Here is a 21,866-nt window from a genome sequence, read left to right as displayed (position 1 = left end):
TCGCCGGGCGGGCCGCGAACGCGGCCCGCCCGGCGATTTCAGTGCACCTCGTGCTGTCGCCGCGCAGCCAGGAACAGTGTGCGGTGGGCGGCGGCCACGATCGCCGCGTCCACGAAACGCCCGTCCGGCAGCGCCTGCGCCCCCGCGTTCCCCGCCGCCGCCTCGATGATCTCCGCCGCTGACTCGACCTCCCGCGCCGTCGGAAGATACGCGCGCTCGATCACCGGCAGCTGGCGCGGATGGATCGCGGAACGGCCGAAGAAGCCGAGCGAGCGGCCGTGCGCGCAGGACGCGGCCAGCCCGTCCGAATCCCGTACGTCGGGGTGGACCGACTGGACAGGAGCCGGCAGACCGGCGGCCCGCGCCGCCACCACGACGCGGCCACGCGGCCAGTCGAGCCCCGCGTCGTTCCCCATGCCGAGCTCGGCGCGCAGGTCGGCCTCGCCGAGCGCGATACCCCGCAGGGCGGGGTGGGCCGTGGCGATGGCGTGGGCGTTCTCGATGCCGAGGGCGGATTCGAGCAGCGCGTACAGGTGTGTGTCCGGGGCGACGGCGGCGATCCGGTGGATGTCGGAGGGGCGCGTGACCTTCGGCAGCCGCAGCCCGGCCAGGCCCGGGAGCCCGACGAGCGGGGCGATGTCGTCCTCGCCGGCGATCCGGACGTGGACCGGGGTGGGCCACGGCGAGGTCAGCAGCTCGGCCGTCGCGGAGCGCGCGTACTCCCTGCGGTCGGCGGCCACCGCGTCCTCCAGGTCGACGATCACCGCGTCGGCGCCGGAGGCGAGCGCCTTCTGTACGACGTCGGGCCGGTCACCGGGCGCGTACAGCCAGGTGAGCGGGGGATGCGCGGGGTGTCGCGGACGGCCGGTCACAGCGCGCCCTCTTTACGGAGGGCCGCGATCTCCGGCGCCGACAGACCCAGTTCGGTGAGGACCGCCTCCGTGTCGGCGCCGTGGGGGCGGCCCGCCCAGCGGATGGAGCCTGGGGTCTCGGAGAGCCTGAAGAGGACGTTCTGCATACGGATCGGGCCCAGCTCGGGATCCGCGACCTCGGTGACGGTGTCCAGCGCCCGGTACTGCGGGTCGCTCATGACGTCGCTGATGTCCTGGACGGGCGCGATCGCCGCCTCCGCCTTCTCGAACGCGGCGATCGCGTCGTCGCGCGAATGCCGGGCGAGCCAGCCGCCGACCGCCTCGTCCAGCACATCGGCGTGGTCCGCCCGGCCGCTGCCGGTGCCGAACCACGGCTCGTCGATCAGCTCCTGCCTGCCCACCAGCCGCATCACGCGCTCCGCGACCGACTGGGCGGAGGTGGAGACCGCGAGCCAGGAGCCGTCCGCGGTGCGATAGGTGTTGCGGGGCGCGTTGTTGCGGGAGCGGTTGCCGGTACGGGGCTGTACATAGCCGAGCTGGTCGTACCAGAGGGGCTGCGGTCCCAGCACCGTCAGGATCGGCTCGATGATCGCCAGGTCCACCACCTGGCCCCGGCCCGTCGCCGTCCTGCCGTTGAGGGCGGTCAGCACGGCGTACGCGGTGGCCAGCGCGGCGATCGAGTCGGCCAGGCCGAACGGGGGCAGTGTCGGCGGCCCGTCGGGCTCGCCCGTCATGGCCGCGAAGCCGCTCATCGCCTCGGCGAGCGTGCCGAACCCGGGCCGGTGGGAGTACGGTCCGAACTGCCCGAAGCCGGTCACCCGTGCCAGCACCAACCCGGGGTTCACGGCGGAGAGTTCGGCCCAGCCGAGGCCCCATCTCTCCAGTGTGCCGGGACGGAAGTTCTCCACGATCACGTCCGCGTCGGCGGCGAGCCGCAGCAGGACGTCCCGGCCGGCCGGGTTACCGAGGTCGAGCGTGATGGTGCGCTTGTTACGGCCGAGGATCTTCCACCAGAGGCCGACACCTTTTTTCGCCGGACCGTGGCCGCGTGACGGGTCGGGGCGGGTGGGGTGCTCGACCTTGACGACCTCGGCGCCGAAGTCGCCGAGCATCGTCGCGGCGAGGGGACCGGCGAAGAGCGTGGCGAGGTCGAGGACGCGCAGGCCGTGCAGCGGGGGAGCGGCGGGGGCCGTCGGGTCGTCCGACCGGATGGCGGTGGTCATGAGGCGGCCTCGTCGATCTCGGAGCGGTACGGCATGGACGTGGAGGCCCCGTGGCGCTGTACGCACAGGGCGGCTGCGGCCGACGCCCAGCGCGTCGCCCCGGCCATCGGACGGCCCTCGCCGATCGCCACCGCGAGCGCCCCGACGAACGTGTCCCCGGCGGCCGTCGTGTCCACGGCGGTGACCTTCGGCGCGGGGACGGTGACGGGCACGGCGCCGCGCGCCGCGTACAGACACCCCGCCGCACCCAGGGTGATGACGACCTCGGGGACCTGCCGGAGCAGTACCTCGGCCGCGCCGTACGGGTCGGCGACGCCCGCGAGCGCGGCGGCCTCGTGCTCGTTGGGGACCAACAGGTCGGTGGCGGCGAGGAGTTCGGGCGGCAGGGGCTGGACGGGGGCGGGGGTGAGGATCGTCCGCACCCCGTGCCGCCGAGCCGCCCGCGCCCCGTCGAGCACGGCGCTCAGGGGGAGTTCGAGCTGGAGGAGCAGGGAGTCGGCGCCGGTGACGACGGTCTCCTCGCCGGGGCCGAGCCCGGTGACGGTGCCGTTCACGCCGGGGATGACGACGATCGCGTTGCCGCCCTCGTCGTCCACGACGATGTGCGCGGTGCCGGAGGGGCCTTCGGCGGTGTGCAGCAGGTCGGTGTCCACGCCGGACGAGGTGAGCGTGTGCCGGAGCAGCACGCCGAACTCGTCGGCGCCGACCGCGCCGATCATCGCGACGTCGCCGCCGGCGCGGGCCGCGGCGACGGCCTGGTTGGCGCCCTTGCCACCGGGGACCGTACGGAATTCACGGCCCGTGACGGTTTCCCCGTGCTTGGGGGCCCGCGCTACGTACGCGACGAGGTCCATGTTGGTGCTGCCGAGCACCACGATGCCGGTCATGGGCGGAGTGCCTCCTGGGTGAGTCGGGCGAGTTCGTCGAAACCGATGCCGTCGAATCCGACGACGGAGGTGGCGAGACGGTTCTTGAGCGGCGCCGTCCACCGTTCGGGCAGCCGGTCCGGGTGCCCGGCGAGCAGACCGGCGACGGAGCCGGCCGTCGCGCCGTTGGAGTCGGTGTCCCAACCGCCGGACACGGCGCGGCAGATGGAGCCGGTGAAGTCCCCGTCGGCGTGGGTGAGGGCGGCGGCGAGGAGCGCGGCGTTGGGGACGGCGTGGACCCAGTGGTAGTGGCCGTGGGCGGCGTGCAGTTGGTCCACGACGGTGTCGAAATCGGTGTGGGCGCGGGCGAGTTGGATCGCGTGGCGGACGGCTCGGGCGAGACGCGAGCGCGGGGGGACGACCGAGAGCCCGGCGCGCAGGGACGCGTGCACGTCGGCGCCGCCGACGCCCGCGGCGGCGATCGTGCCCGCGACGAACATCGCGCCGTACACACCGTTGGCGGTGTGTGTCAGCGTCGCGTCCCGGTACGCCTGGGCCGCGGCCGACGCGGGGTCACCGGGGTGCGTCCAGCCGTGCACGTCCGCGCGGATCGCCGCGCCGATCCACTCCCGGAACGGGTTGTGGTGCCGGGCGGTGCCGGGCGGCTCGATCCCGGAGAGCAGGTTGCGGTACGCGACGCGCTCGGCGGTGAACGTACGCCCGGCGGGCAACTCGTCGAGCCACAGGAGCGCGACGTCGCAGGTGCGGAAGTCGCGGCCGTACCGCTGGAGCAACAGCACGTTGAGGAGGGGGTAGTTGAGGTCGTCGTCCTCGGGCATGCCGTCGATGTTCTCGGCGAGTGAGTTGACTGCGGAGCGCCGGTTCCAGGGGTGCGCGGCGGCGAGGTCCGCCGGGACGCCGCCGGCGGTGAACCAGGTGTCCAGGGGCCAGTTGCCGGTGGCGCGGGCGAGCGCGCGGATGGCGTGGAGGGGGAGCTTCTCGACGGGCCTGCCGAGGAGGCAGCCGACGGCGCGGCCGAGCCAGGCGGCGTGCGACTGGTGTGTGCTGAGGGGTGTCTGTGCCCCGGCCCCGCCCCTTCCCGAAACCGGGGGCGAGCCCCCGGACCCCCACGACACGTCCGCGCCATCCGGGGCGTGCGGCGCGGGGCCGGGTGGAGGGTGGGCGTCGGAACCTGCCGAATCCGGGGCTTCGGGCGGCCGGGGGGCGCTCGCGCCGGCGCGGGGCGGGGCCTGGGTGGCCGCGTTCAGCGGGTCGTGCGGGACGTTTCGCGGCGCGGTGGTGGGTGGCGCTTGATTCCCGGGACCGGCGGGGGCCCGGGGTGCCTGGGAGGTGCCTGCGCTCGTCTGCGGCGCTGTGGTGGGGGACGCGTGATTGCCGGAAGCGGCCGGGGGCGGGCCCGCGGGGCGCTGGGACTCGGGCCCGCACCGAGCCGCCGGCCAGTCGTCGCCGCAGGCCCGCGTGATCTCCGCGAGCGAGGTTGGTTCCCGCTCCGCCAACCGTCCCGGCAGTTCCGCCAGTTCGTCCAGCAGGGCCAGGGCCAGCGCGCGCAGCGCCGGGGGTGCCGGTGGGGCCGAGGCGCCCGCGCGGGGTGGGGACGGTCGGCCGCCGGACGCGCGCCAGGTGGCGGCCTGCGCCGTCGCGTCGCGGCCGTCCTCGGACGCCTGCCGCAACTCGTGGCCCAGCAGGTCCTCCGGCTGGACCCAGGTCACCCGCAGCCGTTCCGTCATCGCGGGTCCGTCAGCGCGGCGAAGGCCGACTCGTGGGCGCGGCGCCGTGCCGTGTCGCGGGCGAAGACCTCGTCCGCGACCTCCGTCAGTGTCCGCGCCGGGCCGTGCAGGTCGAGGCGGCTCGCCTCCGCGACCCGCTTCGACCAGTCCGCCGGGATCGCCGCCGCGCCGGACAGTGCTCCGGCCACCGCCCCGCTCATCGTGGCGATCGAGTCGCAGTCGCGGCCGTAGTTGACCGAGCCGAGCACCGTACGGCGGTAGTCGCCGTCGCCGATCAGCAGCATCCCCAGCGCGATCGGCAGCTCCTCGATGGAGTGCAGCCGAGAGGGGCGGCGCGCGCCGAGGGACGGGGCGCGGTAGTCGGGGCCGACCGTGTCGAAGGGGGTCACGGCCTCCCGCAGTGGGCGCAGCGCGGACTCGAAGTCCTGGTGCGCGGCGGCGACTTCGCACACGGCCTCGATCGCCGCGTGCGTCCCGTCCTTGGCGAGCGCGAGGCAGGCGTCGACGACGCTCGTCGGCGTCGCACCCGGCACGCACGCCGCCGCGACCGCCGCGGCGAGGACCCCGGCCGCCTCCCTGCCGTACGAGGACTGGTGCGCGCCGGCGACATCGACGGCCTCCGCGTACGCCCCCGCCGGATTCGCCGCGTTGACGAGGCCCACCGGCGCCATGTACATCGCCGCACCGCAGTTGACGATGTTCCCGGCACCCGCCTCGCGCGGGTCCACATGCCCGTAGTGGATACGGGCGACGAGCCACTTCTCCGCCAGGAAGATCCGCTGGAGCGGCAGGGCCTCGGCCTCCAGCTCCGGGATCCAGCGGGGCGTGGAGATCAGGTCGGGGACGAGGTGGTCGGCGACGGCGTACGCGTCGAGGTGGTCGCGCACCGCGTCGTACACCCGCACGAGCGCGTGCGTCAGCAGGGTGTCATCGGTGACGTGGCCGTCGCCCTTGTGGTACGGGGCGATGGGGCGCGCGGTACGCCAGTCCTCGTTCCACGGGCCGACGACGCCGGTCACCCGGCCGCCGTGCCGGTCCATGATCTGCTCGGGGGTGTAGCCCTCGACGGGGCCACCGAGCGCGTCGCCGACGGCCGCGCCGACGAGAGCGCCGGTGATCCGGTCTTCGAGCGGGGGTGGCTCATCGCGGGTGGGCGTCGCGGGTGCTCTCAGCGTCGTCATGCCGGAATTGTCCACCCGTGCGGGTCCGGTGGGGGTGAACCTCGCCGCGCTGAGGGCAGCTGTGCGTGGCGGCCACCGTCTCCCTCGCACCGGTCGTGTCGGTCGCATCCGTCGTGTCCGGTGGGCACAGCGTGTGCGCCAACAGCCCGGCCAGCTCGACCAGGTCCGTGCCCGCGAGGCGGGGCAGTGCGCAGCCCGCCAGGGTGCGGCAGGCATCGCGCCAGGTCGCGGGCACGGCGGCGCCCCCGCCGAGCACGCCGGTCAGCGCGCCGGCGAGCGCCGGGGCCGAGTCCGCGACCCGTGAGAGGCACGCGGCGGCGGGTACGGCGGCGGCGACGTCGCCGCCGGACGCGAGGGTCAGGGCAAGGGCTACCGGGACCGTCTCGGCCGCCGCGATGCCGTAGCTGTAGACGTGGTCGACGATCTGATGCTCCAGCAGGGGGACGAGCCCGAAAGCACCGGCCGGCTCGTGTGCGAAGTCCCTGGCCAGCTTGACCGCGTGGCGCGCGTTGCGGCCGATCTCCGTGCAGTGCGGGAGCTGTTCGAGCGCGGCGGCCACGGCCGTTCCGGTGTCGGCGCCGCCGAGCGCCGCGGCGACGGCGGCGGCCATCGCGCGGGCGCCGTGCACCCCGTCACCGTCCTGCGTGTAGCGGGCGTCGAACTCCGCGAGTTCGGCGGCGGCGGTCGGCCGGCCCGGATGAACGACCGCCAGCACCACGGCCCGTACGCACGCCGCGTCGTCGAAGTAGTGCGGATTGTCGTGGCCGGTCGCGGGCGGACGCAGCCCCGTGGCGAGATTGCCGAGGCCGGCGCGTACGGAGATCCGGGCGCGCAGCGGCAGTACGGCGGACTCGACCTCGGGCGCCCGGTCCGCGGCGGCGGCGATCTCACTGGCGAGGGTGTTCCAGGCGAGGTCGACGGCGGCGCGCATCCGCCGGTCGGCGGGGAGGCCGAGGAAGAGATCACCGAACGCGGTGAGCACGGTCTCGGCGGCGAAGGCAGCCCACTCGGCGTCGTCGGAGGGGCCGAGCCGCAGCGGCTCGGGGGGCTGGTTGAGGGCGATGGGGACGGGGAGGGTGGTGGTCGCGTTCTGCTCGGCGAAGGTGTCGAGCTCGCGGGTGAGACGGCGGGTCCACTCGGGCATCCGCGCGGCACGGTGCCGAGCGGCGGGCCACCCGGCGGCGTCACCGGCGGCGAGCCCGAGCAGAAGCCCTTCGACGCGGTGGCGCGGGGGGTCGTCCCCGCGGGGTGCGAGGTGTTCGCAGCGGGGGGCGTTGCCGACGCCGACGACGCCCGGCCCCCGCCCACCGACACGTTCGCCCTCAAGCGCCGGACGGGCCGGGTTTCGGGCGGTGGCCGGTTGGTCGTCAAGCATCGGATGGGCTGGGTTTTGAACGTCCGTCCTTTGGTCCCCAAGCGCCGGGCGGGCTGGTACGTGGGCGGTGGCAGCTGGGTTCTCACGCGCCGGCCGGGCCGGTGGTCGGGCGGTCGTCGGTTCGTCGTCGACGGCCGGCCGGGTCGGAGGCTGGACGATCGTCTGTTCGCTGCGAAGCGCTGGAGGGGCTGGAGGTCGGTCGGCCGCGGATGCGCCGAGCAGCGCTGGGCCGGTCGCACTCCGCGTGGCGGTCGGTTCGTCGTCGAGCGTCCGTTCCGGTGGCGGATGGACGGCCGTCGGTCGGGGCGGCCGGTCGGCGGCGCCCAGCCCGGTGGCAGGTGCCGTGGCCGCTCCCTCCCGCACCGGTGGCCGCCCGCTCATCGTGTCGCCGGAGCGTCGTCGTCCGGTGTCAGCAGGTCCGCGATGTCCAGGACGTGGTAGCCGCGCATCGACGGCAGACAGCTGCCCCGTACCGGTCCGATCGCCGAGGCCCACTCCTCGGGGATGGCGGCGGCGCCGGACACCGCCCCCGCCAGTGCGCCCGCGACCGCCGCCGTGGTGTCGGCGTCGCGGCCCATGTTGACGGCCGTCAGCACCGACGTACGGAAGTCCCCGCGGGCCGCCGCGAACGCGCCGAACGCCAGGCCCACCGCCTCCGGCGCCAGATCCGTCCACGGGTAGCCGCCGATGACGACGGCCGAGCGGACCGCGCGTTCCATCGTCAGCGTGTCGGGGTACTCACGGCCCGCCGCGACCACCGCGCGGCGCAGCGAGCGGGCCGTCCAGGAGTCCATCGGGATCACGGACAGCGCGGCGGCGACCACGGAGGCGGGGCCCGCGCCCGTCATCGCGGCGGCGACCCCCGCCGCGACCGCCTGGCCGCCGTAGATGCCCTCGCCCTCGTGGCTGACGGTCCCGTCGACCGCGACGAGCCTGGCCGCCTCGGCGGGGCGGCCGGCGGCGAAGACGCCGAACGGGGCCGCCCGCATCGCGAGCCCGTCGCTCCAGGCGTGCCGGTGCTGGGCCGTGATCGGGGCGGCGAGGCCCCTGCGCAGGTTCTCCAGGGTGCCGCGCTCGCTGAACCCCGCTCCCCTGAAAGGCCCCTCGTCGAGGTCGGCCAGCCAGTGGTGCCAGGCGTTCTCGACATGGGTGACGGTCAGGGCCGAGCCGTGTCTGGCCAGCAGCAGTCCGGAGAAGATCGCGTACTCGGTGTCGTCGGTGCCCGCCGGGTTGTCGCTGACGAAGCCTTCGATACGGCCCCAGCGGCGGCGGATCTCGGAGGGGCGCATGTTCTCGGCGGGGGCGCCGAGCGCGTCGCCGACGGCGAGGCCGAGCAACGCGCCGCACGCCCGCCTCCGCAGCGCGGCGACATCGAGGCCGAGGCCGACGGACGGAACCGTGTCCGGACCGGAACGGGAACAGGGACCGGGGTCCGGACCGACGCCGGGCCCGCGGGCAGTCAACTCCATCGCGGGGGCCTTTCACACGCATCGGGCCCCTGAGCGGCCCTCGGTTCCTCCCATACGTCCCACGCCGTGCCCCGCAGGAGTCCGACAAGCGCCGCTGTCACCCGGCTGGTGCCCCGGTAAGCATGGCCTTCCTTGCTGGCGGGGGCCTTGTTTCGTGCGTATTTTCGAAGCCGTGGCGGGGTGTCCCGCCACCGAACGACAGCGGGATCAGCGGGAAGGGGAAAGCCGTGTCCGTCATGGACAACGAGGCGCCGCTCCACGGAGCACACCGTGACAATCACACGCACCGTGATGTGAACGGCGGCTGGCTGCGTCCCGCGGTGTTCGGCGCGATGGACGGCCTCGTCTCGAACCTCGCCCTGATGACCGGTGTGGCGGGCGGCGCCGTCGACCGGCAGACGATCGTGATCACCGGACTCGCGGGCCTGGCGGCCGGCGCCTTCTCGATGGCGGCGGGGGAGTACACCTCCGTGGCGTCCCAGCGCGAGCTCGTCCAGGCCGAGCTGGACGTCGAGCGGCGCGAGCTGCGCAAGTTCCCCAAGGACGAGATGGCCGAGCTGGCCGATCTCTACGTGTCACGCGGCGTCGACCCGGAGCTGGCGCGCGAGGTCGCGGCGCAGCTCTCGAAGGACCCCGAGCAGGCGCTGGAGATCCACGCCCGCGAGGAGCTGGGGGTCGACCCGGACGACCTGCCGTCGCCCACGGTCGCCGCGGTGTCCTCGTTCGGCTCCTTCGCGCTCGGCGCGCTGCTGCCCGTCCTGCCGTACCTGCTGGGCGCGACGGTCCTGTGGCCCGCCGTGCTCGTGGCGCTGCTCGGTCTCTTCGCCTGCGGCGCGCTGGTCGCCCGGGTGACGGCACGCACCTGGTGGTACAGCGGTCTGCGCCAGCTGCTCCTCGGCGGTACGGCGGCGGCCCTCACCTACGCACTGGGCACGATCTTCGGCGCGACCGTCTAGCGTGGTACGTCCGGCCCGGGCGGTCGGCGGTGGCCCGGACGGCCGATCGCCCGGCGCACGACATATTGCGCGGTCGGGGCGGTGGCGTCACTGTGGTGACGAACATCCCTCCACCCTCTCCCGGCGGTTCCCCCACTCGGGTGGGACACTATGCATGGCGTCACATATCTAGCCGTTACCCGGCTGTTTCGAACGCTTGAACTCCGGGCATGAGCCGTAGGCGCTGCGGGCAATGAAGCTCGCTCCGCCGTGGTCCGGTGTCCGGCGGTCCGCTGGCCGCTGATCACCTCTGACCCACCTTCGCCGTCACGAGCGGCGTCCACATGCTGGAATCAGCTTTCCGCTTCCTGAGCAGCCGACCCATCATGTAACCTGCACGAAATTTTGCCCAGGGCCAACGTCGTCCCTCGGTTCAACGCAAATGCCACGACGACGACGGGAGAGCCGATGCGTTTCGACGCCTGGTCGCCCATGGATGGCCGCCCCGCTGCGCAGGGCATGTATGACCCCCGTAACGAGCACGACGCGTGTGGCGTCGGGTTCGTGGCCACCCTGACCGGTGTGCCCGGCCACGAGATGGTCGAGCAGGCGCTGACCGTACTGCGCAATCTCGAACACCGCGGCGCCACCGGCTCCGAGCCCGACTCGGGTGACGGCGCGGGCATCCTGCTCCAGATCCCGGACGCGTTCCTGCGCGAGGTCTCCGGTTTCGAGCTGCCCGGGGCCGGTTCGTACGCCGTCGGAATCGCATTCCTGCCCGCCGAGAACCCGGACGAAGCCGTCTCACGGATCGAGACGATCGCCGCCGACGAAGGCATCGACGTCCTCGGCTGGCGCGAGGTGCCGGTCGCCCCCCAGATGCTCGGTGCCATCGCCCGCTCCACCATGCCGGTCTTCCGCCAGCTCTTCGTCGCCGCCGGTACGCGCTCGGGCATCGCCCTCGACCGCAAGGCGTTCGTCCTGCGCAAGCGCGCCGAGCGCGAGGCCGGGGTCTACTTCCCCTCGCTCTCCGCCCGGACGATCGTCTACAAGGGCATGCTGACCACCGGCCAGCTGGAGCCCTTCTTCCCCGACCTCTCCGACCGCCGCTTCGCCACCGCCGTCGCCCTGGTGCACTCGCGCTTCTCCACCAACACCTTCCCGAGCTGGCCACTCGCCCACCCGTACCGCTTCGTCGCGCACAACGGCGAGATCAACACGGTCAAGGGCAACCGCAACTGGATGAAGGCACGCGAGTCCCAGCTGGCCTCCGACGTGTTCGGTGACGACCCCCGGACGCTGGAGCGGACCTTCCCGGTCTGCACCCCCGACGCCTCCGACTCGGCGTCCTTCGACGAGGTCCTGGAACTGCTCCACCTCGGCGGCCGGTCGCTGCCGCACTCCGTACTCATGATGGTCCCCGAGGCGTGGGAGAACCACGACTCCATGGACCCCGCCCGGCGTGCCTTCTACCAGTACCACGCCACGATGATGGAGCCCTGGGACGGCCCCGCCTGCGTCACCTTCACCGACGGCGTCCAGGTCGGCGCGGTCCTCGACCGCAACGGACTGCGCCCCGGCCGCTACTGGGTCACCGACGACGGCCTCGTCGTCCTCTCCTCCGAGGTCGGCGTCCTCGACATCGACCCCGCCAAGGTCGTCCGCAAGGGCCGCCTCCAGCCCGGCCGGATGTTCCTCGTCGACACCGCCGAGCACCGCATCATCGAGGACGAAGAGATCAAGGCGGGCCTCGCCGCCGAGAACCCGTACCAGGACTGGCTGGAAGCCGGCGAGATCGAGCTGGAGGACCTGCCCGAGCGCGAGCACATCGTGCACACGCACGCCTCCGTCACCCGCCGCCAGCAGACCTTCGGCTACACCGAGGAAGAGCTGCGCATCATCCTCGCCCCGATGGCCCGCACCGGCGGCGAACCGCTCGGCTCCATGGGCACCGACAGCCCGATCGCCGCGCTCTCCGCACGCCCCCGGCTGCTCTTCGACTACTTCACCCAGCTGTTCGCGCAGGTCACCAACCCGCCGCTGGACGCCATCCGCGAGGAGCTCGTCACCTCGCTGCGCTCCTCCCTCGGCCCCCAGGGCAACCTCCTGGAGCCGACCGCCGCGTCCTGCCGCAGCGTCACGCTGCCCTTCCCGGTGATCGACAACGACGAGCTGGCCAAGCTCATACACGTCAACGCCGACGGCGACATGCCCGGCATGACCGCCGCCACGCTCTCCGGCCTCTACCGGGTCGGCGGCGGCGGCGAGGCCCTGGCCGCCCGTATCGAGGAGATCTGCGCCGAGACCGACGCCGCGCTCGAAGGCGGCGCGCGCATCATCGTGCTCTCCGACCGGCACTCCGACGCCGAGCACGCGCCCATCCCGTCCCTGCTGCTCACCGCGGCCGTGCACCACCACCTCATCCGCACCAAGCAGCGCACCCAGGTGGGACTGCTGGTCGAGGCCGGCGACGTGCGCGAGGTGCACCACGTCGCGCTGCTCATCGGCTACGGCGCCGCCGCGGTCAACCCCTACCTCGCGATGGAGTCCGTCGAGGACCTCGTCCGCGCGGGCACCTTCATCGAGGGCCTGGAGCCCGAGCACGCCCTGCGCAACCTGATCCACGCGCTCGGCAAGGGCGTCCTGAAGGTCATGTCCAAGATGGGCATCTCCACCGTCGCCTCCTACCGGGGCGCGCAGGTCTTCGAGGCCGTCGGCCTCGACGGTGCCTTCGTGGACGAGTACTTCAGCGGTACGGCGACCAAGATCGGCGGCGCCGGGCTCGACGTCGTCGCCCAGGAGGTCGCCGCCCGCCACGCCAAGGCGTACCCGGCCTCCGGCATCTCCGCGTCCCACCGTGCGCTGGACATCGGCGGCGAGTACCAGTGGCGCCGCGAGGGCGAGCCGCACCTCTTCGACCCGGACACCGTCTTCCGCCTCCAGCACGCCACCCGCAACCGCCGCTACGACATCTTCAAGCAGTACACGGACCGGGTGAACGAGCAGTCCGAGCGCCTCATGACGCTGCGCGGACTCTTCAGCCTCGACTCCGGCCGCGAGCCCGTCGCGCTGGACGAGGTCGAGCCCGCCTCCGAGATCGTCAAGCGCTTCTCCACCGGCGCCATGTCGTACGGCTCCATCTCCAAGGAGGCGCACGAGACCCTCGCCGTCGCGATGAACCGGCTCGGCGGCAAGTCCAACACCGGCGAGGGCGGCGAGGACGCGGACCGGCTCCACGACCCGGAGCGCCGCTCCTCCATCAAGCAGGTCGCCTCCGGCCGCTTCGGCGTCACCAGCGAGTACCTCGTCAACGCCGACGACATCCAGATCAAGATGGCGCAGGGCGCCAAGCCCGGCGAGGGGGGCCAGCTCCCCGGCCACAAGGTCTACCCGTGGGTCGCCAGGACCCGGCACTCCACGCCCGGCGTCGGCCTCATCTCGCCCCCGCCGCACCACGACATCTACTCCATCGAGGACCTCGCCCAGCTGATCCACGACCTCAAGAACGCCAACCCGGCCGCCCGCATCCACGTGAAGCTGGTCTCCGAGGTCGGCGTCGGCACCGTCGCCGCCGGTGTCTCCAAGGCACACGCCGACGTCGTCCTGATCTCGGGACACGACGGCGGTACGGGCGCCTCCCCGCTCACCTCGCTCAAGCACGCGGGCGGCCCCTGGGAGCTCGGCCTCGCCGAGACCCAGCAGACCCTGCTGCTCAACGGGCTGCGCGACCGCATCGTCGTGCAGACCGACGGCCAGCTCAAGACGGGCCGGGACGTCGTCGTCGCCGCGCTGCTCGGCGCCGAGGAGTTCGGCTTCGCCACCGCGCCGCTCGTCGTCTCCGGCTGCGTCATGATGCGCGTCTGCCACCTCGACACCTGTCCGGTGGGCATCGCCACCCAGAACCCGGTGCTGCGCGAGCGCTTCTCGGGCAAGGCCGAGTACATCGTCAACTTCTTCGAGTTCATCGCCGAGGAAGTCCGCGAGATCCTGGCCGAACTCGGTTTCCGCAGCCTCGAAGAGGCCGTCGGCCACGCCGAGTTCCTGGACACCGAGCGCGCCGTGGACCACTGGAAGGCGCAGGGCCTGGACCTCCAGCCGCTGTTCCATGTGCCGGACCTGCCCGACGGCGCCGTACGCCACCGGATCGTCGAGCAGGACCACGGTCTCGCCAAGGCGCTCGACAACCAGCTGATCAAGCTCGCCGCCGACGCCCTCGGCGCCGAGAGCGCCGAGGCCGCCCAGCCGGTCCGCGCGCAGATCGCGATCCGCAACATCAACCGCACCGTCGGCACCATGCTCGGCCACGAGGTGACCAAGAAGTTCGGCGGCGCGGGCCTGCCCGACGACACCGTCGACATCACCTTCACCGGCTCGGCGGGCCAGTCCTTCGGCGCCTTCCTGCCCCGCGGCGTCACGCTGCGCCTGGAGGGCGACGCCAACGACTACGTCGGCAAGGGCCTCTCCGGCGGCCGGGTCGTCGTCCGCCCGGACCGGGGCGCCGACCATCTCGCCGAGTACTCGACCATCGCGGGCAACACCATCGCCTACGGCGCGACCGGTGGCGAGCTGTTCCTGCGCGGCCGCACCGGCGAACGCTTCTGCGTCCGCAACTCCGGTGCCACGGTGGTCTCCGAAGGCGTCGGCGACCACGGCTGCGAGTACATGACCGGCGGGCACGCCGTCGTACTCGGCGAGACGGGGCGCAACTTCGCGGCCGGTATGTCCGGCGGCATCGCGTACGTCGTCGACCTCGACGCGGACAACGTCAACGCCGGCAACCTCGGCGCGGTCGAGACCGACCTCTCCGACACCGACAAGGAGTGGCTGCACGACGTCGTGCGCCGCCACCACGAGGAGACCGGCTCCACCGTCGCCGAGAAGCTGCTGACCGACTGGGACACCTCGGTGACCCGCTTCAGCAAGATCATTCCTTCCACCTACAAGGCAGTGCTCGCCGCCAAGGACGCCGCTGAGCTCGCCGGTCTCTCCGAGCAGGAGACCACCGAGAAGATGATGGAGGCGGCGACCAATGGCTGACCCCAAGGGCTTCCTGACCACCGGGCGCGAGCTGGCCAAGTCCCGCCCCGTGGACGAGCGCAAGAACGACTGGAACGAGGTCTACGTTCCGGGCTCGCTGCTCCCGATCATCAGCAAGCAGGCCGGGCGCTGCATGGACTGCGGCATCCCCTTCTGCCACAACGGCTGTCCGCTCGGCAATCTCATCCCCGAGTGGAACGACTACGCGTACCGCGAGGACTGGACGGCGGCGAGCGAACGCCTGCACGCCACCAACAACTTCCCCGAGTTCACCGGCCGCCTCTGCCCGGCGCCGTGCGAGTCCGCGTGCGTGCTGGCCATCAACCAGCCCGCCGTCACGATCAAGAACGTCGAGGTCTCCATCATCGACAAGGCGTGGGACAACGGCGACGTCGTCCCACGCCCTCCGGAGCGGCTCTCCGGCAAGACCGTCGCCGTCATCGGCTCCGGCCCCGCGGGGCTGGCCGCGGCCCAGCAGCTCACCCGGGCCGGCCACACGGTCGCCGTGTACGAGCGCGCCGACCGCATCGGCGGCCTGCTGCGCTACGGCATCCCCGAGTTCAAGATGGAGAAGTCCCACATCAACCGCCGTATCGAGCAGATGCGCGCGGAGGGCACCAAGTTCCGTACGGAGACGGAGATCGGCCGCGACATCGACGCGGCGAAGCTCCTGAGGCGCCACGACGCCGTGGTCATCGCGGCCGGCGCCACCGTCTCGCGCGATCTGCCGGTGCCCGGCCGCGACCTCAAGGGCATCCACTTCGCCATGGAGTACCTGCCGCTCGCCAACAAGGTGCAGGAGGGCGACCTGACGGTTTCCCCGATCACCGCCGAGGGCAAGGACGTCGTGGTCATCGGCGGCGGCGACACCGGCGCGGACTGCGTCGGTACGGCGCACCGCCAGGGCGCGGCGTCCGTCACCCAGCTGGAGATCATGCCCCGGCCGGGCGAGGACCGGGCCCCGAACCAGCCGTGGCCGACGTTCCCGATGCTCTACAAGGTCACCTCCGCCCACGAGGAGGGCGGCGAGCGGATCTACTCCGTCTCCACCACCCACTTCGAGGGCGACGAGGACGGCAACGTCCGGTCGCTGCACCTCACCGAGGTCGAGTTCACCGACGGCCGCCCGGTGCCGAAACCGGGCACCGAGCGGACGATCCCCGCCCAGCTGGTCACCCTGGCGATGGGCTTCACCGGCACCGACCAGGAGAACGGTCTGGTCGAGCAGTTCGGTCTCGAACTGGACGCGCGCGGGAACATCGCACGGGACGCCGAGTACGCGACCAACGTCGACGGCGTGTACGTTGCCGGGGACGCCGGCCGCGGTCAGTCCCTGATCGTGTGGGCCATCGCCGAGGGCCGCTCGGCGGCGCGCGGCGTCGACCGCTATCTGACCGGGGCGAGCGATCTGCACGCCCCGATCCGCCCGACGGACCGCTCACTCACGGTCTGACGGCCGATTGACGTCCCGTACAACGGCGTACGGGCGGTGACGGCCCGGGGGACGTCCCCTGGACCCTCCGCAAGACACGGCGCCCGCCAGTCCCCGACCGGACATCGGCGGGCGCCGTGACATGTGTTTCCGATGCTGGTGTAACCTCGGCAAGCCCCCCGCGCACCGTCGAGTGAACGGCAGCACTCATGACCACAGTGCCCTCCGCGGGAGGCCCCGCGATCAGCCTCGTCAAGATCGAGGAGACCGCTCCCGCGCTCGTCGGGCACTACCGTGCGGCGGGCGTGTCACTGCGCAAGCACGGAATGAGCGGTCAGCGCGCTGCCGTCCATCTCGTCCTCGACTACTCGGGGTCGATGCGCGAGTACTACCGGGACGGCAGCGTCCAGGCGTTCGCCGACCGGGTGCTCGGTCTCTCGGCCAATCTCGACGACGACGGTGTCGTCCCCGCCGTGTTCTTCTCCACGGACGTCGACGCCGAGACGGACATCTCACTCGCGGACCACCACGGCCGCATCGACCGCATCGTGGCCGGGCTCGGGCACATGGGCAGAACCAGCTACCACCTCGCCATGGACGCGGTGATCGACCACTATCTGGACAGCGGGTCCACCGCGCCCGCCCTGGTGGTCTTCCAGACCGACGGCGGGCCGATCAACAGACTCGCCGCCGAGCGTTATCTCTGCAAGGCGGCCGAACTGCCCCTGTTCTGGCAGTTCGTGGGCTTCGGCAACAAGCGCAGCTCGCAGTTCGACTTCCTCCGGAAACTTGACGAGTTGCCCGTCCCGCGGAAGCGGTCCGTCGACAACGCGGGCTTCTTCCACGCCGGACCCGACTCGCGGGAGGTGCCGGACGACGTGCTGTACGACCGGCTCGTCGCGGAATTCCCGCAGTGGCTCGCAGCGGCCCGCGCGCGGGGCATCGTACGGAGCTGAACCGCCGTGACCGGCCATGACATCCGCCCAGCGGCTCCCGGTGTGTCGGATCCGCGTATGCGCCGGGGGCGTGCTAGGCTGACCGCGTTGCAGTTTTGGTACCCATGAACTTTATGTGCGCCTGACGGGAATGTTCCTCAGGCGCATTTTAATGTTTTCACCGGCTTCTCCGGATGGGGCTCAATGCGGCGACGAGGAATCCGTGAAGTGCGGATTCGTCTCTGCACCTGTTTAGGAGAACGACATGGCTACTGGAACCGTGAAGTGGTTCAACTCGGAAAAGGGCTTCGGCTTCATCGAGCAGGACGGCGGCGGCGCCGACGTCTTCGCCCACTACTCGAACATCGCCACCTCGGGCTTCCGTGAGCTCCAGGAGGGCCAGAAGGTCTCGTTCGACGTCACGCAGGGCCAGAAGGGCCCGCAGGCGGAGAACATCGTCCCGGCCTAGTTTCCGGACGCGTACCTCGCAGCCGGGGCCCGCACCTGCACGGTGCGGGCCCCGGCTTGTGCTGTCCACAGGCCCAGGAAGGTGCTTTAACCGAATGACTCGCTCCGAACGCCCGGCCCGCGCTCCCCGCCCGGCCGGCAAGCGCCCGGTCAACTCCCGTGCCAAGGGCCCCGCGAAGGGCTCGGCGAAGGCGCCGGCCCGCCGTGTCGCGCGCCCGCAGGAGTTCACGCTGCCGGAAACCATCACCCCCGCGCTGCCCGCCGTCGAGGCGTTCGACGAGCTCGACATGCCCGCGGGCCTGCTCAAGACCCTCAACTCCCTCGGTGTGACCGAGCCCTTCCCGATCCAGGGCGCCACCCTCCCGAACTCCCTCGCGGGCCGTGACATCCTCGGCCGGGGCCGCACCGGATCCGGCAAGACCCTCGCCTTCGGTCTCGCGATGCTGGCCCGTCTCGCCGGCCGCCGCGCCGAGCCGCGCGCACCGTACGCGATGGTGCTGGTGCCCACGCGTGAGCTTGCCCAGCAGGTCACGGACGCGCTCACCCCGTACGCCACCGCCGTCAACCTGCGGATGGCCACCGTCGTCGGCGGCCTGTCGATCAGCAAGCAGGCCGGGCAGCTGCGCCGCGGCGCCGAGGTGCTCGTGGCGACGCCCGGACGGCTCAAGGACCTCATCGAGCGTGGCGACTGCCGGCTCGACCAGGTCACCATCACGGTCCTCGACGAGGCGGACCAGATGGCCGACATGGGCTTCATGCCGCAGGTCACCGCGCTGCTCAAGCAGGTGCGCCCGGACGGGCAGCGGATGCTGTTCTCCGCGACGCTCGACAAGAACATCGACCGGCTCGTACGGCAGTACCTGACCGACCCCGTCGTCCACTCCGTCGACCCCTCCCAGGGCGCGGTCACGACGATGGAGCACCACGTCCTGTACGTCATGGACGAGACCGACAAGAAGGCCGTCACCATGCGCATCGCGGCGCGCGAGGGCCGGGTGCTGCTGTTCCTTGACACCAAGCGGGCCGTGGACCGGCTGGTCAAGCGGCTGCTGGCCAGCGGCGTACGGGCCTCGGGACTGCACGGCGGGCGCTCCCAGCCGCAGCGCAACCGCACGCTCGACCAGTTCAAGACCGGCCTGGTCACCGTGCTCGTCGCGACGAACGTCGCGGCTCGCGGCATCCATGTCGACGACCTCGACCTGGTCGTCAACGTCGACCCGCCCGTCGACCACAAGGACTATCTGCACCGCGGCGGACGCACGGCGCGCGCGGGTGAGTCCGGCAGCGTCGTGACCCTCGTTCTGCCCGAGCAGAAGAGGGACATGACGCGGCTGATGTCGGACGCGGGCATCGCGCCCCGCTCCGCCAGCGTCAAGTCGACCGACGAGGAACTGTCGCGGCTCACCGGTGCGCGGGAGCCCTCCGGGGTCGCGATCACCATCGAGGTGCCGCAGGCCGCCGTGCAGAAGCCGCAGAAGGCGCGCGCGTCGCGGCCGGCCCGGCGGGGCAACGGCGCGGGCTCGGGCGGCGGCGGGTCCAGGCTGGGCGCGGCCGGCGGGTCCGGACGCGGCAGCCGGGGCGGCCGTCGTGGCCGCCCGCCGGAGCGGGGCTCCGACGGCGGGCGCCGCACGGCGGCGTAGGACGTGGTTTCGAAGTAGCGCGCTCCGCTCTCGGGCTGAGCGGCGCCGGGGGCCGGACGGGCCGAACAGCTCGTCCGGCCCCCGACGACAAACCGGCCGGGAAGGGCGGATGTCGTGCCCGTACCGGCCGGTTAACTTCCCGAAAACTCCACGGACTTGGCATTGACGTGCTCACGTCTACGCGCGTCATCATGGTGGGCATGCGAATCCCCCCACGAATCGCCCTCATCGGCGGCGCGGCCGCCCTCCTGTCCACCCTCCTCGTCGGCGGTACGGTCGCGACCACGGCCTCCGCCGCCCCGCTCGCGGTCGGCGACATCTGCTACTCCGACCTCCCGTCCCAGGCGCACGACACCCTCGACCTGATCGACGCGGGCGGCCCCTACCCGTATCCGCAGGACGGCGGGGTCTTCCAGAACCGCGAAGGAATCCTGCCGCAGGAGTCCACCGGCTACTACCACGAGTACACGGTCGAGACGCCGGGCTCTCCCGACCGGGGCGCACGCCGCATCGTGACCGGTAACGAGGAGCAGGACTACTACACCGCCGACCACTACGAGTCCTTCGACCTGGTCGACCACGGCTGCTGATCCGCACGCCGCCACTACGACGGACGGGTAGCCTCCGCCCCATGACTGCGACCTATGTGATCCCCGGGGCGGAGGTCACCGGCCTGGAGCGCTTCTGGCAGCTGATCGGCGAGGCCGTGAACGGACCGGACGGCTACTTCGGCCGCAACCTCGACGCGTTCGCCGACTGTCTCGGCGGCGGCTACGGGACGCCGGACGACCGGGACTTCGTCATCGAATGGCGCGACCACGAACTCTCGCGCCGCGCGCTGGGCCACCAGGAGACGGCGCGTCAGCTCGGGCTCCGGCTGGCCCGGGTGCCCGAGGCCGACAGAGGCCTGGTCCAAGCCCAGTTGGACGAGGCGGAGGCCGGGCGCGGCCCCACGGTCTTCGACTGGCTGACGGAGATCATCGACGAACGCGCGCCGGGCGTCCTGCGGCTGCTGTGACCCCGGCGGCGCCGGGGCGGCTCCCGACGTCCCGCCCGGTCCGCGACGACCGGCTCACCGGCCGCGCGGCAGCAACCCCGCCAGCCTGCGCCGGACCGCCGTGTCCGACAGCCGGCCCACCGCGTCGGCCGCCGTCTCGCGGGCCTGACCGGTCACCGACCCGTCGGCGAGCATCCTGGCCAGGGCGTCCACCGCCGCCGGGTCCCGGCGCACCACCAGCCCCCGGGCCGCCTCGGCGGCCGTGACCGCCACCGGGTCCGTCAGCCGCGCCGCCAGGGCCGCGCGGATCGCGGGCGTGTCGGCGTCGACCCCCGCCAGGGCCGCCGTCGCCCGTTCCCGCACCGAGCCGTCGATGTCCGCGCTGAGCGCCGTCAGCGCCGCCACCCCCTCCTCGTGGTCGCCCGGCACGAGCCCGGTCAGGGCGACCGCCACCCGGCGGCGTACCGCGGCGTCCGGATGGCCCGTGTGCCGCAGGATCTCCGGCAGGCCCTCCGCCGCACCCTGCTTCCCCAGCGCCGTCACGCCCGCGCCGATCAGCTCCGGCGTACCGGCCCCGGCGCACAACTCCCGGAGCGGCGACAGTGCCCGGTCCGCGAAGGTCCGCCGGTCATCCCCGAGCTCCCCGAGCCCTCCGAGTACGTCCGCGGCGAACGCGCGCCGCAGCGGGTCGTCGCTCGCGCACCAGGCGAGCGCCGCCTCGAACGACTCCTCGTCACCACGCCTCCACAGCGCGGCCACCTGCTCCCGCCAGTCGTCCCGGCCGGGCACCCCGGACCTCAGCGCCCGACCCGCCAGCTCATCGAACGGCGTCCGGACGCCCAGGGATTCCTCCAGGACGGTGGTGATCGCCCCGTGCCCGGTCTGCCGCTCCAGACTCGCCACCGGCACGCCGTCCTTCAGCGTCTCGACGACGATCGTCACCCCGCCGTCCTCCTCGATCCGGCGCACCGCCGTCTCGTCGCCCCCGCCCCCGCCCCCGCCCCCGCCTCCGCCGGCCACCGGCAGCAGCTCGGCGTGCAGTTCGTGCTCCACCGCCTCGGGCGCCGTCCACCGCCGCGCCTCGGCCAGCGCCTCCTCGCGCGCGCCCGCACCGTGCCGCAGCAGCGCCCGTACGGTCGACGGCGAGCCGCGTCTCGCGGCCGTCACGAGCGGCGGTTCACCGTCCCGGGCGCCGCCGCCGGGGCCGGGGAGGTCGGGGTCGGCCCCGTGGGCCAGCAGCGCCTCCACCGTGTCCGCGCGTCCCTGCCCGACGGCCCAGGCCAGCGCGGTGAATCCGTACGCCTCGCGCCGGTCGGGACGCGCGCCCGCCGCCAGCAGGGCCACGACCACCTCCGTATGACCGCCGCACGCGGCGCCGCACAGCGGCAGGTCCCCGCCGTCCTCCCCGCTCACGCGCTCGGGGTCGGCGCCCGCCGCCAGCAGCACCCGGACCGCGCCGGGTTCGTCGCTCACCGCGGCGGCGTAGAGCGCGCTCTGGCCGTCCCGATCGGTCGCCTCGGCGGGAACGCCGGAGCGCAGCAGCGCGACGACGGTGTCGTCCCGGCCCTCGTACACGGCCGAGAACAGCTCGTCCCGCGCACGGTCGGAGCCCGCTGTCCGCTCATTCGTCATACTTCGACCTTCGCCCGAGAAGGTCTTTCACGCCAAATCGGCAGAACGGTGACCAT

The 21,866-nt window shown here is 72.8% G+C and carries 16 protein-coding genes; 8 read left to right on the top strand and 8 right to left on the bottom strand.

The genetic code is table 11. The features are described from left to right. Window positions 1-38 precede the first annotated feature (38 nt). The 7 genes from SSPS47_RS07455 to SSPS47_RS07425 form a co-directional block, all read right to left on the bottom strand. Window positions 39-872, bottom strand: a complete 834-nt coding sequence (locus SSPS47_RS07455) for a CoA ester lyase (protein ID WP_164249681.1) — start codon at window positions 870-872, stop codon at window positions 39-41. Beyond that, entirely contained in the window at window positions 869-2,095 is a 1,227-nt protein-coding gene (locus SSPS47_RS07450; protein WP_164249680.1) for a CoA transferase, read from the bottom strand. The genes SSPS47_RS07455 and SSPS47_RS07450 overlap by 4 nt, the downstream gene beginning before the upstream one ends. Then, window positions 2,092-2,982: a ribokinase gene (gene rbsK, locus SSPS47_RS07445; protein ID WP_164249678.1), complete on the bottom strand. Its 891-nt coding sequence runs from the start codon at window positions 2,980-2,982 to the stop codon at window positions 2,092-2,094. Before rbsK ends, SSPS47_RS07450 begins: the two co-directional genes overlap by 4 nt. Beyond that, window positions 2,979-4,709, bottom strand: coding sequence for an ADP-ribosylglycohydrolase family protein (locus SSPS47_RS07440; RefSeq protein ID WP_164249677.1), 1,731 nt, complete (start codon window positions 4,707-4,709; stop codon window positions 2,979-2,981). Before SSPS47_RS07440 ends, rbsK begins: the two co-directional genes overlap by 4 nt. Beyond that, window positions 4,706-5,890: an ADP-ribosylglycohydrolase family protein gene (locus SSPS47_RS07435; protein ID WP_164249675.1), complete on the bottom strand. Its 1,185-nt coding sequence runs from the start codon at window positions 5,888-5,890 to the stop codon at window positions 4,706-4,708. The genes SSPS47_RS07440 and SSPS47_RS07435 overlap by 4 nt, the downstream gene beginning before the upstream one ends. Then, window positions 5,850-7,265, bottom strand: a complete 1,416-nt coding sequence (locus SSPS47_RS07430; protein WP_164249673.1) for an ADP-ribosylglycohydrolase family protein — start codon at window positions 7,263-7,265, stop codon at window positions 5,850-5,852. The genes SSPS47_RS07435 and SSPS47_RS07430 overlap by 41 nt, the downstream gene beginning before the upstream one ends. Window positions 7,266-7,642: 377 nt before the next feature. After that, entirely contained in the window at window positions 7,643-8,626 is a 984-nt protein-coding gene (locus SSPS47_RS07425; RefSeq protein WP_164254434.1) for an ADP-ribosylglycohydrolase family protein, read from the bottom strand. Window positions 8,627-8,961: 335 nt separating this feature from the next. Between SSPS47_RS07425 and SSPS47_RS07420 the strand changes: the two genes are divergently transcribed. From SSPS47_RS07420 to SSPS47_RS07385, 8 genes are all read left to right on the top strand, one after another. Next, window positions 8,962-9,690 (top strand): VIT1/CCC1 transporter family protein, encoded by a 729-nt coding sequence (locus tag SSPS47_RS07420; RefSeq protein WP_147872352.1) that lies wholly within the window; start codon window positions 8,962-8,964, stop codon window positions 9,688-9,690. 447 nt (window positions 9,691-10,137) lie between these two features. Then, window positions 10,138-14,706, top strand: coding sequence for a glutamate synthase large subunit (gene gltB, locus SSPS47_RS07415; RefSeq protein ID WP_164249671.1), 4,569 nt, complete (start codon window positions 10,138-10,140; stop codon window positions 14,704-14,706). After that, window positions 14,699-16,159, top strand: coding sequence for a glutamate synthase subunit beta (locus tag SSPS47_RS07410; RefSeq protein ID WP_164249669.1), 1,461 nt, complete (start codon window positions 14,699-14,701; stop codon window positions 16,157-16,159). Before gltB ends, SSPS47_RS07410 begins: the two co-directional genes overlap by 8 nt. Before the next feature lie 188 nt (window positions 16,160-16,347). Next, window positions 16,348-17,094, top strand: coding sequence for a VWA domain-containing protein (locus tag SSPS47_RS07405; protein ID WP_164249667.1), 747 nt, complete (start codon window positions 16,348-16,350; stop codon window positions 17,092-17,094). A 244-nt stretch (window positions 17,095-17,338) separates the two neighbouring features. Then, window positions 17,339-17,542: a cold-shock protein gene (locus SSPS47_RS07400; RefSeq protein ID WP_003969786.1), complete on the top strand. Its 204-nt coding sequence runs from the start codon at window positions 17,339-17,341 to the stop codon at window positions 17,540-17,542. A gap of 94 nt (window positions 17,543-17,636) precedes the next feature. Next, window positions 17,637-19,181, top strand: coding sequence for a DEAD/DEAH box helicase (locus tag SSPS47_RS07395; RefSeq protein ID WP_164249666.1), 1,545 nt, complete (start codon window positions 17,637-17,639; stop codon window positions 19,179-19,181). Between the two features lie 200 nt (window positions 19,182-19,381). Continuing rightward, complete coding sequence (locus tag SSPS47_RS07390; RefSeq protein WP_147872342.1) at window positions 19,382-19,771, top strand: ribonuclease domain-containing protein; 390 nt, start codon at window positions 19,382-19,384, stop codon at window positions 19,769-19,771. 41 nt (window positions 19,772-19,812) lie between these two features. Then, window positions 19,813-20,199 carry a barstar family protein gene (locus SSPS47_RS07385; RefSeq protein WP_164249664.1) on the top strand — a complete coding sequence of 129 codons (387 nt, stop codon included), beginning with the start codon at window positions 19,813-19,815 and terminating at the stop codon, window positions 20,197-20,199. A gap of 54 nt (window positions 20,200-20,253) precedes the next feature. Here the strand turns inward: SSPS47_RS07385 and SSPS47_RS35950 are convergent, their stop codons facing one another. Then, window positions 20,254-21,810 carry an ankyrin repeat domain-containing protein gene (locus SSPS47_RS35950; protein WP_164249662.1) on the bottom strand — a complete coding sequence of 519 codons (1,557 nt, stop codon included), beginning with the start codon at window positions 21,808-21,810 and terminating at the stop codon, window positions 20,254-20,256. Window positions 21,811-21,866: the final 56 nt, after the last annotated feature.

The organism is Streptomyces sp. S4.7 (assembly GCF_010384365.1).
In the GTDB taxonomy this organism is placed as follows: domain Bacteria; phylum Actinomycetota; class Actinomycetes; order Streptomycetales; family Streptomycetaceae; genus Streptomyces.
This window is presented reverse-complemented; position numbering and strand designations above follow the sequence as displayed.

Coding starts and splice junctions, on each gene's coding strand:
- SSPS47_RS07450 (WP_164249680.1), bottom strand. CDS start 2,095: ATGACCACCGCCATCCGGTCGGACGACCCGACGGCCCCCGCCGCTCCC.
- rbsK (WP_164249678.1), bottom strand. CDS start 2,982: ATGACCGGCATCGTGGTGCTCGGCAGCACCAACATGGACCTCGTCGCG.
- SSPS47_RS07440 (WP_164249677.1), bottom strand. CDS start 4,709: ATGACGGAACGGCTGCGGGTGACCTGGGTCCAGCCGGAGGACCTGCTG.
- SSPS47_RS07435 (WP_164249675.1), bottom strand. CDS start 5,890: ATGACGACGCTGAGAGCACCCGCGACGCCCACCCGCGATGAGCCACCC.
- SSPS47_RS07430 (WP_164249673.1), bottom strand. CDS start 7,265: ATGCTTGACGACCAACCGGCCACCGCCCGAAACCCGGCCCGTCCGGCG.
- gltB (WP_164249671.1), top strand. CDS start 10,138: ATGCGTTTCGACGCCTGGTCGCCCATGGATGGCCGCCCCGCTGCGCAG.
- SSPS47_RS07410 (WP_164249669.1), top strand. CDS start 14,699: ATGGCTGACCCCAAGGGCTTCCTGACCACCGGGCGCGAGCTGGCCAAG.
- SSPS47_RS07405 (WP_164249667.1), top strand. CDS start 16,348: ATGACCACAGTGCCCTCCGCGGGAGGCCCCGCGATCAGCCTCGTCAAG.
- SSPS47_RS07400 (WP_003969786.1), top strand. CDS start 17,339: ATGGCTACTGGAACCGTGAAGTGGTTCAACTCGGAAAAGGGCTTCGGC.
- SSPS47_RS07395 (WP_164249666.1), top strand. CDS start 17,637: ATGACTCGCTCCGAACGCCCGGCCCGCGCTCCCCGCCCGGCCGGCAAG.
- SSPS47_RS07390 (WP_147872342.1), top strand. CDS start 19,382: ATGCGAATCCCCCCACGAATCGCCCTCATCGGCGGCGCGGCCGCCCTC.
- SSPS47_RS07385 (WP_164249664.1), top strand. CDS start 19,813: ATGACTGCGACCTATGTGATCCCCGGGGCGGAGGTCACCGGCCTGGAG.
- SSPS47_RS35950 (WP_164249662.1), bottom strand. CDS start 21,810: ATGACGAATGAGCGGACAGCGGGCTCCGACCGTGCGCGGGACGAGCTG.